General features: G+C 67.3%; 15 protein-coding genes and 1 other RNA gene. 10 read left to right on the top strand and 6 right to left on the bottom strand.

The features are described 5' to 3' along the window. Window positions 1–722 (bottom strand): PfkB family carbohydrate kinase (locus EG885_RS20140; protein ID WP_242679767.1); only part of this gene is annotated, 722 nt, incomplete at its 3' end. Continuing rightward, entirely contained in the window at window positions 709–1,062 is a 354-nt protein-coding gene (locus EG885_RS20135) for an ArsR/SmtB family transcription factor (protein WP_131578214.1), read from the bottom strand. The genes EG885_RS20135 and EG885_RS20140, both read right to left, overlap by 14 nt. A 200-nt stretch (window positions 1,063–1,262) precedes the next feature. Between EG885_RS20135 and EG885_RS20130 the strand changes: the two genes are divergently transcribed. The 5 genes from EG885_RS20130 (at window position 1,263) to EG885_RS20110 (ending at window position 3,960) form a co-directional block, all read left to right on the top strand. Next, window positions 1,263–1,610: an AtpZ/AtpI family protein gene (locus EG885_RS20130; protein ID WP_131578212.1), complete on the top strand. Its 348-nt coding sequence runs from the start codon at window positions 1,263–1,265 to the stop codon at window positions 1,608–1,610. A 2-nt stretch (window positions 1,611–1,612) separates the two neighbouring features. Then, window positions 1,613–2,362, top strand: a complete 750-nt coding sequence (locus EG885_RS20125) for a F0F1 ATP synthase subunit A (protein ID WP_242679766.1) — start codon at window positions 1,613–1,615, stop codon at window positions 2,360–2,362. A gap of 82 nt (window positions 2,363–2,444) precedes the next feature. Beyond that, complete coding sequence (locus EG885_RS20120; RefSeq protein WP_090743205.1) at window positions 2,445–2,681, top strand: F0F1 ATP synthase subunit C; 237 nt, start codon at window positions 2,445–2,447, stop codon at window positions 2,679–2,681. Window positions 2,682–2,770: 89 nt separating this feature from the next. After that, window positions 2,771–3,394: a F0F1 ATP synthase subunit B' gene (locus EG885_RS20115; protein ID WP_131578210.1), complete on the top strand. Its 624-nt coding sequence runs from the start codon at window positions 2,771–2,773 to the stop codon at window positions 3,392–3,394. Then, a complete protein-coding gene (locus EG885_RS20110; RefSeq protein WP_131578208.1) occupies window positions 3,391–3,960 on the top strand; it encodes a F0F1 ATP synthase subunit B in 570 nt (189 codons plus the stop codon). Before EG885_RS20115 ends, EG885_RS20110 begins: the two co-directional genes overlap by 4 nt. Window positions 3,961–4,027: 67 nt before the next feature. Here the strand turns inward: EG885_RS20110 and EG885_RS20105 are convergent, their stop codons facing one another. After that, the gene (locus tag EG885_RS20105; RefSeq protein WP_131578205.1) at window positions 4,028–4,810 is read right to left on the bottom strand and encodes a FadR/GntR family transcriptional regulator; all 783 of its coding nucleotides are present in this window, start codon (window positions 4,808–4,810) and stop codon (window positions 4,028–4,030) included. A 105-nt stretch (window positions 4,811–4,915) separates the two neighbouring features. Continuing rightward, window positions 4,916–5,590 carry a YiaD family glycine zipper/OmpA-like lipoprotein gene (locus EG885_RS20100; RefSeq protein ID WP_131578203.1) on the bottom strand — a complete coding sequence of 225 codons (675 nt, stop codon included), beginning with the start codon at window positions 5,588–5,590 and terminating at the stop codon, window positions 4,916–4,918. A 240-nt stretch (window positions 5,591–5,830) separates the two neighbouring features. Here EG885_RS20100 and nth point away from each other — a divergent pair, with 240 nt between their 5' ends. From nth to EG885_RS20075, 5 genes are all read left to right on the top strand, one after another. Beyond that, entirely contained in the window at window positions 5,831–6,493 is a 663-nt protein-coding gene (gene nth / locus EG885_RS20095) for an endonuclease III (RefSeq protein ID WP_131578201.1), read from the top strand. Next, complete coding sequence (locus EG885_RS20090) at window positions 6,490–7,530, top strand: adenosine kinase (RefSeq protein ID WP_131578199.1); 1,041 nt, start codon at window positions 6,490–6,492, stop codon at window positions 7,528–7,530. The genes nth and EG885_RS20090 overlap by 4 nt, the downstream gene beginning before the upstream one ends. Before the next feature lie 180 nt (window positions 7,531–7,710). After that, complete coding sequence (gene fabF, locus EG885_RS20085) at window positions 7,711–8,973, top strand: beta-ketoacyl-ACP synthase II (protein ID WP_131578197.1); 1,263 nt, start codon at window positions 7,711–7,713, stop codon at window positions 8,971–8,973. Continuing rightward, on the top strand, window positions 8,970–10,154 hold the full coding sequence (gene mltG / locus EG885_RS20080) for an endolytic transglycosylase MltG (RefSeq protein WP_131578195.1): 1,185 nt from the start codon (window positions 8,970–8,972) through the stop codon (window positions 10,152–10,154). Before fabF ends, mltG begins: the two co-directional genes overlap by 4 nt. Window positions 10,155–10,245: 91 nt before the next feature. Continuing rightward, on the top strand, window positions 10,246–10,695 hold the full coding sequence (locus tag EG885_RS20075) for a hypothetical protein (RefSeq protein ID WP_131578193.1): 450 nt from the start codon (window positions 10,246–10,248) through the stop codon (window positions 10,693–10,695). A 297-nt stretch (window positions 10,696–10,992) separates the two neighbouring features. Here the strand turns inward: EG885_RS20075 and rnpB are convergent. Then, window positions 10,993–11,380: RNase P RNA component class A (rnpB, locus tag EG885_RS20070), an RNA gene on the bottom strand. A 33-nt stretch (window positions 11,381–11,413) separates the two neighbouring features. Beyond that, window positions 11,414–12,121 carry an N-acetylmuramoyl-L-alanine amidase gene (locus EG885_RS20065; RefSeq protein ID WP_379107327.1) on the bottom strand — a complete coding sequence of 236 codons (708 nt, stop codon included), beginning with the start codon at window positions 12,119–12,121 and terminating at the stop codon, window positions 11,414–11,416. Window positions 12,122–12,159 lie beyond the last annotated feature (38 nt).

The raw sequence follows: 12,159 nt of genomic DNA, 5'->3' as shown, positions 1-12,159 counted from the left end.
GGCTGGTGGGTCAGGGTGGGGGCGCCCGCCATCGCATCCGCCGCAGGATGCGGACCATCGGTGACCAGCACGCGGGCGGCGCCCCGCGCCACGACCGCCTCGGCGGCCTGAATGGCGTCGCGGCAGGCGCGGCCCGCCAGAATCTCGGCCTCCAGCCGGTTCAGATAGAAACAGCCGCGCCGGGCGGCGATCAGCGGTTCCAGCCGTTCGGCCTTGCCGGGGCTGGCGGGCACGATGCGCAGATCTGCCTGCGCCAGACGCGGATCGCGGGCGATGAAGGCCAGCAGCTCTTCGGTCAGGTTGCCGTCCAGAACGACCGGCCCGGTCCATCCGGGCAGCGCATCCAGCGGGGTCAGGATCGCGGCACCCGCCTGTTCCAGACTGTGGGCGTCGGCAATGGCGGCGATCAGCCCTTCGCTGTCCTCGATGCCCATATAGCAATCGGTGGGGTGGCCGCTGTCGCGGGTCAGCCAGTCCGTGATGACGCCGCGCCGGGCGGCCTCGGCGATCAGGGCCTCGCCTTCGGGGTCGCGACCCACGGCGGACAGCACGGCGGGCTGCAGACCCCACCGGGCCAGCGCGACCGCCACGTTCAGCGCGACGCCGCCGGGCAGATGGCGGATGCGGCCCGGCACATCGGCACCCGGCGCCATGCGGCGAGGTGCCCTGCCGATCACATCCCACAGCATCGCGCCGATGCACAGCACGTCAGGCGTCTTCATCATCATTCCTCAGCTCGGTTTCCAGAAACCGTTCGAAATCATCCAGATCGACGGGGTCGAACTGCCCAAAGCCCTGCATCCAGACCGAGGCCAGACGCATCCCCCCCGGGTCCAGCTTGCACCAGGTGATCCGCCCGCGCCGTTCCTGCCGGATCAGACCGGCGGCTGCAAGCACCGCCAGATGTTTCGAGATGGCGGCAAGGCTGACTGCAAAGGGCTGGGCCACGTCGCTGACCGCCATGTCATCTTCCAGCAGCATCGACAGAACCCGTCTCCGGGTCGGGTCGGCCAGCGCGGCGAAGACCAGATCCAGCCGGTCGGGCGGGGGCGGCAGGGTCATCAGGGGGCCTTTGTGCGGGGGAACGGTCAACCGATAGGTTGAATGATGTCGCACCGCCGCGCGGAATGCAATCGGGGCCATGGCCGCATCGGTTCAGAAATACCCTATCAGGATCAATGCGTTGCGGATGATCCCCGATTGCTTGACTTGGGGGGCGTCTGCCCCTAGACACCCCTCAAGCGATCTCGGGGGCGCAAGATATGGCCGATGGACCCCAAGGCGATGCAGGCAGGGCCAAAGATGAGGCCCGGCTGCGCGCGTTGGAGGCGAAACTGGCCTTGAAAGCGCCCAAGCCCAAGGGTCCGAACCCGATGGGCAAATACGAGCAGGCCAATCTGGCCTGGCGCATGGTGATCGAGCTGGTGGCAGGCCTTGGGCTGGGTTTCCTGATCGGTTACGGTCTGGACTATCTGCTGGGCACGACGCCTTTGCTGATGGTCATCTTTATATTCCTCGGCCTTGCGGCTGGCATCAAATCCTTGATGCGCACCGCGTCCGAGTTGGATCGAAAATCCGGTGACAGACCGGAGAGTGACGAGAGGGATTGATCGTGGCGACGGAAGCGACTGGCGGCGGCCTTGAATTCCACCCGATGGACCAGTTCGTGGTCTCGCCGCTGTTCGGTGACGGTCCCGTGGCATGGTATACGCCCACCAATGTGACGCTGTGGCTGGCGCTGACCGCGCTGGCATCCATCGCGCTGCTGGTTCTGGGCACGCGGGGCCGGGCGATCATCCCGAACCGCGCCCAATCGGTGGCCGAAATGGCCTATGGCCTGGTCTACAAGATGATCGAGGATATCGCGGGCAAGGACGGGCTGCGCTATTTTCCCTATGTCCTGACGCTGTTCATGTTCGTGGTCTTTGCCAACCTGTTGGGCCTGATCCCGATGGCCTTCACGGTCACCTCGCATATCGCCATCACCGGGGTGCTGGCCATGGCGGTGTTCCTGGGCGTCACCATCATAGGTTTCGTCAAGAACGGCGCGCATTTCCTGGATCTGTTCTGGGTCCGCTCGGCGCCTCTGGCCGTGCGTCCGATCCTGGCCGTGATCGAGGTCATCAGTTACTTCGTCCGCCCGCTGAGCCTCAGCATTCGTCTGGCGGGCAACATGATCGCCGGTCACGCGGTCATCAAGGTTTTCGCGGGCTTTGCGGCCATTGCCGCCGTCGCCCCCATCGCCATTGTCGCGGTCATCGGGATGTACGCCTTTGAGGTGCTGGTCGCCTTTGTTCAGGCCTATGTCTTCACCATCCTGACCTGCGTCTATCTCAAGGATGCGCTGCACCCGTCGCACTGACGGACGCCGCCTTAGATGCGGTCCCGCCCATCGGGTCCGCTTCCCCTCAATCGCCAAACTACCAATCGCAAGGAGACTAAACATGACCGGTGATATCGCAGAACTGGGCCAGTACATCGGCGTCGGCCTGACCGCCTTTGGCATGGGCTTTGCCGCACTGGGCGTCGGCAACGTCGCCGGGAACTTCCTGGCAGGCGCGCTGCGCAACCCGTCGGCAGCGGCCGGCCAGACCGCCACGCTGTTCATCGGCATGGCATTCGCTGAAGCTCTGGGGATCTTCTCGTTCCTCGTCGCGCTTCTGCTGATGTTCGCGGTCTGATCCATCGCCATCCTTGCGGCGGGGTGGGGGCCTGACCCCCGCCCCTTCGTTCGTTTCAGGGCTTTCGGGCTCAGGCCATGGGGTAGGATATGTTCAGCCTGTTGCAAGAGGCCGCCACCACTGCGGTCGAACACTCTGAGGGCGCGGTCGTCATCGACGATGCGGCGACCCACGGCACGGACGCCGCGGCCCATGGGGCCGTTGCCGCCGAATCTGCGGGCCTGCCGCAGCTGGATATCGCCACCTTCGGCAACCAGATCTTCTGGTTGGTCGTCACGCTGGTGGTGTTGTATCTGGTGCTGTCGCGTGTGGCGCTGCCGCGCATCGCCGCCGTTCTGTCGGACCGTCAGGGTGCGGTGACCGGCGATCTGATGGCCGCCGAAGAATTCAAGCTGAAGGCCCGCGAGGCCGAGGCTGCCTATGACAAGGCGCTGGCCGATGCCCGCGCCGAGGCGCAGACCATCGTCGCCAGAAACCGGGCCGAGATTCAGGGCCAGCTGGATGCCGCCATTGCCAAGGCCGATGCCGAAATCGCCGCCCGCACGGCGGAATCGGAAACGCGCATCAATCAGATCCGCGTGTCGGCCGATGCCAGCGCGCGCGAAGTCGCCCGCGATGTCACCGCCGAACTGGTCCGCAGCTTTGGCGGGCAGGCCGATGACGCTGCCGTCGCCGCAGCCCTTGACGGGCGCATGAAAGGGACCGTGCAATGATCCGCATCACCGCCACCCTGACCGCGCTTGTGCTGGCCGCCGGACCGGCTGTCGCAGCCCCCGGCGATTACGGCTTCTTTTCGCTGCGCAATACCGACTTCATCGTGCTGCTGGCCTTTCTGGGCTTTATCGGCGTGCTGGTCTATTTCAAGGTTCCGGCGCTGGTCGGCGGCCTTCTGGACAAGCGGGCCGACGGCATCCGCAACGATCTGGACGAGGCGCGTCGCCTGCGCGAGGAAGCGCAAGAGATCTATGCCAGCTATGAGCGTCGCCAGCGCGATGTGAAGACGCAGGCCGATCAGATCGTCGCCAATGCCAAGCGTGAAGCCGAGGCGCAGGCCGCCAAGGCGCAGGCCGATCTGGCCCGCTCGATCGAGCGTCGCCTGCAGGGCGCGCAGGATCAGATCGCCAGTGCGGAAAACGATGCCGTGCGCGCGGTGCGCGACAGCGCCGTGCAGGCCGCAATGGCCGCCGCCGCCGAGATTCTGACCGGTCAGGTCCGCTCGGGCCAGCGTTCGGCAGGGATCGACGACGCCATCGAAGACGTGGCGCGCCGGTTGAACTGAGACAGATCTGGACAGTGATCTGAAAGGCCCCCGGTGCAGCAGCGCCGGGGGCCTTTTCCTTGTTGCGTCAGGCCTCGGGGCGGTTGCGCAGACGCAGCCGGGCGATGGCGGCATGATCGTCGGCCCGGCGCTGCGCGGTCAGGGTGCGGGCGACCAGATCCAGATGATCCTCCAACGCCTTGCGGGCGCCGTGTCCGTCGCGCTGCTGCAAAGCGTCGTTGATGGCGATGTGCTGGTCCAGAATGCGGTCGCGCAGATCGGGGCTGGCAAAGATGCGGGGGCGGTTGAACAGCATCCCCTGACGCAGCAGATCCTGCATGGCGCGCATCATGTGCAGGGCGATGACGTTATGGCTGGCCTCGACGATGGCCATGTGAAAATCGGCGTCCAGCGCCGCCTCGGCCTCGGGGTCGGGGCTGGCATGGGCGTGGCGCATGGCCTGAACGATGCGGTCCAGCACCTGAAGGTCGGTATCGCCTGCAGCGCGGGCGGCGCGTTCGGCGGCCAGCCCCTCCAGATCCTTGCGAAAGGTCAGGTAATCATCGGCGGCCTCCGGATGACGCGCGATCAGCCTGACCAGCGAGGGCGAAAATGCGCTGCCCAGAACCTCGGCCACGAAGACGCCCGCACCGGGGCGGGTGACCAGCAGCCCGTCGGCCTGCATCGCCGACAGCGCTTCGCGCAGCGAGGGGCGGCTGACGCCCATCCGGTCCGCCAGATCCCGTTCGCCCGGCAGACGTTCGCCGGGCCGCAGCACGCCCTGCAAGATCAGCACCTCGATCTGGGCGGTGACCGCGTCCGACAGGCGGGCCGCGTCGATGGGCTGAAAGGGCGTGTCGGGGTCGGACATGGCGGGGTTCCGGGGGCTGGCCTGCCCTCAATCTAGGATGGGGCGGTTGCAAAGCAAAGGGGCCGGGCAATCGCCCGGCCCCTCACGTTCTGTCAGGTGCGGGGTTTACTGCGTCGGACGGATCAGGATCTCGACCCGGCGGTTCTGCGCGCGGCCCGCATCGGTGGCGTTCGAGGCGATGGGCTGGTTGAAGCCCCGCCCGGTCGCCGCCAGACGGCCCTGATTGACGCCCGCCGCCGCCAGAATGCCTGCGACCGATTGCGCGCGGCGCTGCGACAGATCCTGGTTCAGCGCGGCGCTGCCGGTGTTGTCGGTATGTCCGATCACCTCGACGCGGCTGTTGGGATACTGGTTCAGGTTGCGCGCGACGGCGTACAGATCGGTCTGTGCCGGTCCCGACACAGCGGCCGATCCGGTGGCGAACAGAATGCCTTCGGGCAGGATCACCTGCAGATAGCTGCCATGGTTGACGATCTGCACATTGGGGTTGCTGATCGACTGTTCCAGCGCTGCCGCCTGACGGTCAAGGATATTGCCCGCCACGGCGCCTGCTGCGGCACCCAGAATGGCGCCGCGCGCGGCGTCACGACCGCGACCGCTGCTGTCATCGTCGCGATTGGCGCCATACAGCGCGCCCACGGCGGCACCGGCAAGGGCGCCCTGCTGGGTGCGGGTCATCCCGGCGCCGGGGGCGGTTCCGGTGCCGTCCATCGCAGGCGCGCAGGCGCCAAGGGCCAGCAGGCCGGTTGCGACAAGAATGGTGGTTGTGCGGAGTGTCATAGGGCTCCCTTTCATCTGTCCGGGCGGGCTGTCGCCGCGCCATACATCCATGGCCTCCCCGGTTGCGGATTTCGCCCGACCCCGAGATGCGCCTTCAACGCGTGGCAAGCTGTCGCAGTTCCGCCCCAAAGGGAAGTCACTGTTTCGTAAAGGTCACTGGAAATCCATCACAAACCGGGCATCGGGCATCGGACGCCCGGGCGCTTGCAATGGGGCGCCCATGCGGTCAGAAACGCGGCCATGGCCCTTGTGAAACGCCCGCCGCCCGCGCTGCCCTTCGCGACCCAGGTCGCGATCTTTTCGCGTCTGGCCGAGGCCAATCCGGCGCCCGAGACGGAATTGCATTTCGTGAACCCCTTTACGCTGGTCGTGGCCGTCGCCCTGTCGGCGCAGGCGACCGATGTGGGGGTGAACCGCGCGACCCGCGATCTGTTCGCGCGCGCCGACACGCCCGCCCGGATGCTGGAGCTGGGCGTCGAGGGGGTGACCGATCATATCCGCACCGTCGGCCTGTTCCGGCAAAAGGCCAGGAATGTCATCGCCCTGTCGCGCATTCTGGTCGAGGATTATGGCGGCGCGGTGCCCGACAGCCGCGCGGCGCTGATGAGCCTGCCGGGTGTGGGCCGCAAGACCGCGAATGTGGTCCTGTCCTGCGCCTTCGGCCATCCGGCTCAGGCGGTCGATACCCATATCTTTCGCGTCGGCAACCGCACCCGCATCGCGCCGGGCCGCGATGTGGACGCGGTCGAGCGCGCGATCGAGGATCACGTCCCCGCCCGGTTCCAGACCCATGCGCATCACTGGCTGATCCTGCATGGCCGCTATATCTGTCAGGCGCGAAAGCCCCGCTGTGGGGTCTGTCCCATCCGCGATCTGTGCCCCTATGAGGAGAAAACCGCATGACATCGAGCCCGGGCTCTGGCCCCGATCAGGGCCCCTATATCGTCGGTATCGGCAATGCCGTCATGGACATCATCGCGCCCACCGAGGAGACGCGGCTGGCCGAGCTGGGCATCACCAAGGGCATCATGCAGCTGGTCGACCGGAGCCGGTCGGAATATCTGATGGCGGCGCAGGCCGATGATCATTCGGCGCGCCGCATTCAGGCGCGCATGGTCGCGGGCGGCAGCGTCGCCAACAGCCTGGCGGGCATCGGCGGGCTGGGCCTGCGCACGGCCTTCATCGGCTGCGTGGCCGATGACGAGATCGGCAGGCTGTATGCCAGCCAGACCGAGGGTGCGGGCACGCGGTTCGTGAACGCGCCGGTGTCGGGGTCCGATCTTCCCAGCTCGCGCACGATCATCTTCGTGACCCCCGATGGCGAGCGGTCGATGAACACCTATCTGGGCATCTCGGCCGAGTTGGGCCCCGACGATGTCGCCCCCGAGGTGTTCGAGGGCGCGGGCTGGCTGTTCCTGGAAGGCTATCTGTTCGACAAGCCCAAGGGCAAGGCCGCCTTCCTGAAGGCCACGGACGAGATTCACCGCGCGGGCGGGCAGGCGGGCATCGCGCTGTCCGACCCGTTCTGCGTCGACCGCCATCGCGATGATTTTCGCCAGCTGGTGGCAGGCCGGATGGATTACGTCATCGGCAATGTGCACGAATGGCAGGCTCTGTATCAGGTCGACGATCTGGAAGAGGCCCTGCGGCTGGCCACCGCCGATTGCGGCACCGTGGTCTGCACCCGGTCCGGCGAAGATGCGATCCTGATCCGCGCGAACGAGCGGGTGACGGCGCCCGTCCACCGCGTCGTGCCGGTCGATGCGACCGGCGCGGGCGATCAATTCGCCGCCGGGCTGATCTTTGGGCTGGCGACCGGCGTGCCCCTGCAGGTCGCCGGGCGCATGGGCTGCATCGCCGCAGCCGAGGTGATCGGCCATGTCGGGCCGCGTCCCGAGGCGGATATCCGGGCGTTGTTCCGGGCGGAGGGGCTGGTCTGAGTTGCGTCCCGCGAATGCCGGGGGGGCTTCGCGCCCCCCCGGACCCCCCTGCGGGATATTTCCGTGAAGAAGAAGGGGGCGGCGCGGCGCGCATGGCGGAGGGTCGCGGTTTCGTGGCGTTGCGTGACGGTTGGCGCGCGTGTATGACGGCCCCGATTATGGGCAGGTGAAGGAAGTGCGATGCGCAGGGTTGTTGTCACCGGATTGGGCATGGTCACGCCGTTGGCCTCGGGCGTCGAGGCGACGTGGGAGCGGTTGCTGGCGGGAAAATCCGGCGCCGGACCGATCACGCGGTTCGATGCAAAGGACGTGGTGACGACCTATGCCTGCGAGATCCCGCGCGGGGATGGCAGCGATGGCACGTTCAATCCCGACGACTGGATGGCGCCCAAGGATCAGCGCAAGGTGGATGATTTCATCCTGTACGGCGTCGCTGCGGCCCATCAGGCGGTGCTGGATGCTGGCTGGCAGCCCGAGGATGAGGACAGCCGGTTGCGCACCGGGGTGATGATCGGATCGGGGATCGGCGGCCTGTCCTCGATCGCCGAAACTGCCGTGCTGATCAAGGAGCGGGGGCCCAAGCGGGTCTCGCCGTTCTTCATTCCGGGTGCGCTGATCAACCTGATCTCGGGTCAGGTGTCGATCCGCTATGGGTTCAAGGGGCCGAACCATGCGGTGGTGACGGCCTGTTCGACGGGCGCGCATGCGATCGGCGATGCCTCTCGGATGATCCGCTATGGCGATGCGGATGTGATGATCGCGGGCGGCGCGGAAAGCCCGATCAGCGAGATCGGGATCGCGGGCTTCAACGCCTGCAAGGCGCTGTCCACCAAGCGGGCGGGCGATCCGCAGGCGGCCAGCCGTCCCTATGACGCCGATCGCGACGGCTTCGTGATGGGCGAGGGGGCGGGCGTCGTCGTGCTGGAGGAATACGAGCACGCCAAGGCGCGCGGCGCCAAGATCTATGCCGAGGTGCTGGGATACGGCATGTCGGGCGATGCCTATCACATCACCGCACCAAGCGAGGATGGCGATGGCGGATACCGGGCGATGGAGGCGGCGCTGCGCAGCGCGGGTCTGACCCCCGACCGGATCGATTACATCAACGCGCATGGCACCAGCACCATGGCCGACACGATCGAGCTGGGCGCGGTGGAGCGTCTGCTGGGCGATCATGCGCCGGGCACGGTCATGTCATCGACGAAATCCAGCATCGGCCATCTGCTGGGTGCGGCCGGCGCGGTCGAGGCGATCTTCTGCATTCTGGCGATCCGCGATCAGATCTGCCCGCCGACCATCAATCTGGACAATCCCGCCGTCACCCCGCGTCTGGATCTGGCCGCCAATGCCGCCGTGCGCCGCAAGGTCGACATCGCGCTGTCCAACAGTTTCGGCTTTGGCGGCACCAATGCCAGTCTGGTTCTGGGGCGGGTCGCGGGATGATCTGGCGCAACATCGCCTCGAATTTCCTGACCCTGGCCATCGTGCTGCTGATCGGGGCTGCCGCCGCCGTGGCCTGGGCAAAGCGCGAGTTCAGCGGGCCGGGCCCGAGCGAGATCGCGCAATGCGTGCAGATCGCGCCGGGGGCCAGCCTGAATGCGGTCAGCAACCAGCTGGCCGCGCAGGGGGCGATTTCCAACGCCTATATCTTTCGGGCGGGGGCGGATTATCTGGGCAAGTCGCGCGAGCTGAAATTCGGCAGCTTTCTGATGCCGCCCGCCGCCAGCATGGAGGAGATCGTGGGCGCGGTCACCTCGGGCGGGGCCTCGACCTGCGGGACCGAGGTGCTGATCCGCGTCGGTGTGCGGGAAAATTCGGTGCTGCTGCGCGACATGAACCCCCAGACCGGCGGGTATGAGGAAATGGCCCGCTTCAACCCGGCCACCGAAGAGCGGCCCGAGGCGATCGCGGCGGCCGAAGATCTGGCCGATGTGCGCCTGAGCCTGGTCATGGCCGAGGGCGTGACCAGCTGGCAAGTGGTTCAGGCGCTGAACGCTGCATCGTTCATGACCGGCGAGGTGGCCGAGACGCCCGCCGAGGGCAGTTTGGCGCCTGACACCTATCTGCTGGCCAAGGGCGGCGACCGCAATGCGCTGCTGGCCGAGATGGCGCGCCGTCAGGCGGCGATCCTGGCTGCGGAATGGGAGGCTCGGCCCTTTGGCCTGCCCTATGAGACGCCCGAGGAGGCGCTGATCATGGCCTCGATCGTGGAAAAGGAGACCGGCGTGGCGGGCGAGCGTCCGCAGGTGGCCAGCGTTTTCGTGAACCGGCTGCGGCAGGGCATGCGGCTGCAGACCGACCCGACGGTGATCTACGGCGTCACCGGGGGCGAGGCAGTGTTGGACCGGGGCCTGCGCCGGTCTGAACTGGACACGACCACGCCCTATAACACCTATCGCATCGACGGTCTGCCGCCCACGCCCATCGCCAATCCGGGCCGCGCGGCAATCAATGCGGCGCTGAACCCCGACGAGACCGATTATCTGTATTTCGTGGCCGACGGGACCGGGGGCCATGCCTTCAGCCGCACGCTGGATGAACATAACGCCGCAGTCGCCCGCTGGCGCGAGATCGAACGGCAGCAGGGCCTGCCCACCGACAGCCCGGTGCAGACCGACGGCTGATCTGGTTGCGGGATTTGACAAACGAGGCCCCCGGACGCAGGTTTGCATCCGGGGGCCTTTTGCATGGCCCCAAGCTTTGGGAGGAGCCGCGATGAAACTGTCCGACATGTTGTCCAGCATGGCCGAAAACGCCCGTCTGTTCGAAGAACGCTCGGCCGACTGGAAAAGCCAGATGACCGGCCGTAATGACGAGATGATGGCCGAGATCCGCAAATGGCAGGCCGGGGCGGTCGAGCGTCAGGATGATCTGAGCCGCCAATTGCGCGGTTACATGGATGAGGCGGGCGAGACGCTGAAGACCCAGTGGCAGCAGATGCAGACCACTTGGGAGGCCCAGTTCGCGCAGCTGAAGAAGCAGGGCGACGAGATGCGCGAGGCGGCGCTGAAGACGGCGGGCGGCAAGGAGGGCAAGGGCTTTGCCGAATGGGCCGAGGCATATGCCGCGCAGATGACCAGCTTTGCCCAGAAGATGCAGGCCGAAGCCGCCGGCGCCATCGCCACCGCCACCGAGGCGCGGGCGAAATCGACCCGGAAGGGCTGAGGCGGGACGGTTTGTTCCGGGGTCGGTCTTTGCTGGGCCCGTCCGTTGCCGGGCCGGTCTGTTTCTGAAGCGGGGCGGCGCGTGGACGGGATGCGCGGGCCGCCCATCGCGTGCGGGAATTGTGATTCCGGGCAACGTTTCAAGGAGGGCCTAACCGGTCGGAAGCGGGTCGGGGGGCGATGCGTCTGCCGTGACGGCCTTGGCCTGACCGGTCGGACCCTTCTTTGGTCCTGCTGCGGTGCTGCGAGCCTGTCGTGACAGGCCTCTGGCGGGTTTGCGGCGACGGGATGTGAAAAATTGCGCGGAGGGCCTGTAAGCCGGATTTTGTCCACCGCTTGCGCGGCTGGATGACCATTCCTCTGGTCCGTCCGTTACCGGACGGATCTAGCTGCCTACCCGGATCTGCTGGGGCAAGGCGGCCCTGCGGGTTGCCCCGCTCGCGATCCCTATTCGGCATTGCTCCCGGTGGGGCTTGCCATGCGGGCGCTGTTGCCAGCCCCCCGGTGGGCTCTTACCCCACCGTTTCACCCTTACCTGCCCATGACCCGAAGGCGGGGCGAGGCGGTCTGTTCTCTGTGGCGCTGTCCCTGGGGTTGCCCCCGCCGGGCGTTACCCGGCACCGTTGCCTCATGGAGTCCGGACTTTCCTCGGCATGTTGCCATGCCGCGGTCATCCAGCCCTCCGCACGTCGTCCGTATGGCGGGGTGCGTGTGGGGCGTCAAGAGGGGGCGCTGCCCCCATCGCCTTTGGCGATTCCCCCGGGATATTTGTGTGAAGAAGAAAGGGCGGCGGCGGTGCGGCGATCGGCGTCGGATTCGGGGCCGCGTCCCCAGGGGCGGTGGCGCAGGCGGAAGGCCGCAAGGCGGGTGGTGGCGTCAGCGGGGGAATAGCCGAGCGCGTCAAGGCTGGGCTCCAGAGGCGGGGCGGGCGCGATGGGCGGCGGATGGGCAAAGGTCGCAAGGCCGTCGCGGGCCAGTGCCTGCCAGTCGAAGCGGGGGCCGGGATCGATCTTGCGGCCGGGGGCGAGGTCGGAATGGGCGATGATGCCTGCGGGCGGGATCTGCCAGCGGGCCATGATGGCGCGCAGAAGGTGACGCAGCGCAGCCATCTGGGGTTCGGGAAAGGGGCGGTCGCCGGGATTGGCCAGTTCGATCCCGACCGAGCGGCTGTTCACGTCGCCCTGCCCCTGCCAAAGGCCCGCCCCGGCATGCCAGGCGCGCCGCGATTCGCAGACAAGCTGTTCGGTGGTGCCATCCTCGGCGATCAGCCAATGGGCGCTGACCTCGGCGGTGGGATCGCAGAGCCGGGCGCGGGCCGAGGGCGCATCCGCCATGCCGGTGTAATGGATGACGATCAGCGACGGGCGCTGGCCCCGCCGGTCGCCATGATTGGGGCTGGGGAAGGCGGCGGGGTCTGTGTCCGACAGCACGGGGGCAAGCGGCACGGGGGCAAGCGGCACGGGGG

The organism is Paracoccus nototheniae (assembly GCF_004335005.1).
Taxonomy (GTDB): Bacteria; Pseudomonadota; Alphaproteobacteria; order Rhodobacterales; family Rhodobacteraceae; genus Paracoccus; species Paracoccus nototheniae.
This window is presented reverse-complemented; position numbering and strand designations above follow the sequence as displayed.

What these genes read in the sequence shown, in the direction of transcription:
- EG885_RS20115 (WP_131578210.1), top strand. Translation starts at nt 2,771, where the DNA reads ATGTTCAGCCTGTTGCAAGAGGCCGCCACCACTGCGGTCGAACACTCT.
- EG885_RS20130 (WP_131578212.1), top strand. Translation starts at nt 1,263, where the DNA reads ATGGCCGATGGACCCCAAGGCGATGCAGGCAGGGCCAAAGATGAGGCC.
- EG885_RS20100 (WP_131578203.1), bottom strand. Translation starts at nt 5,590, where the DNA reads ATGACACTCCGCACAACCACCATTCTTGTCGCAACCGGCCTGCTGGCC.
- EG885_RS20135 (WP_131578214.1), bottom strand. Translation starts at nt 1,062, where the DNA reads ATGACCCTGCCGCCCCCGCCCGACCGGCTGGATCTGGTCTTCGCCGCG.
- EG885_RS20090 (WP_131578199.1), top strand. Translation starts at nt 6,490, where the DNA reads ATGACATCGAGCCCGGGCTCTGGCCCCGATCAGGGCCCCTATATCGTC.
- mltG (WP_131578195.1), top strand. Translation starts at nt 8,970, where the DNA reads ATGATCTGGCGCAACATCGCCTCGAATTTCCTGACCCTGGCCATCGTG.
- EG885_RS20110 (WP_131578208.1), top strand. Translation starts at nt 3,391, where the DNA reads ATGATCCGCATCACCGCCACCCTGACCGCGCTTGTGCTGGCCGCCGGA.
- EG885_RS20120 (WP_090743205.1), top strand. Translation starts at nt 2,445, where the DNA reads ATGACCGGTGATATCGCAGAACTGGGCCAGTACATCGGCGTCGGCCTG.
- nth (WP_131578201.1), top strand. Translation starts at nt 5,831, where the DNA reads ATGGCCCTTGTGAAACGCCCGCCGCCCGCGCTGCCCTTCGCGACCCAG.
- EG885_RS20105 (WP_131578205.1), bottom strand. Translation starts at nt 4,810, where the DNA reads ATGTCCGACCCCGACACGCCCTTTCAGCCCATCGACGCGGCCCGCCTG.
- EG885_RS20075 (WP_131578193.1), top strand. Translation starts at nt 10,246, where the DNA reads ATGAAACTGTCCGACATGTTGTCCAGCATGGCCGAAAACGCCCGTCTG.
- fabF (WP_131578197.1), top strand. Translation starts at nt 7,711, where the DNA reads ATGCGCAGGGTTGTTGTCACCGGATTGGGCATGGTCACGCCGTTGGCC.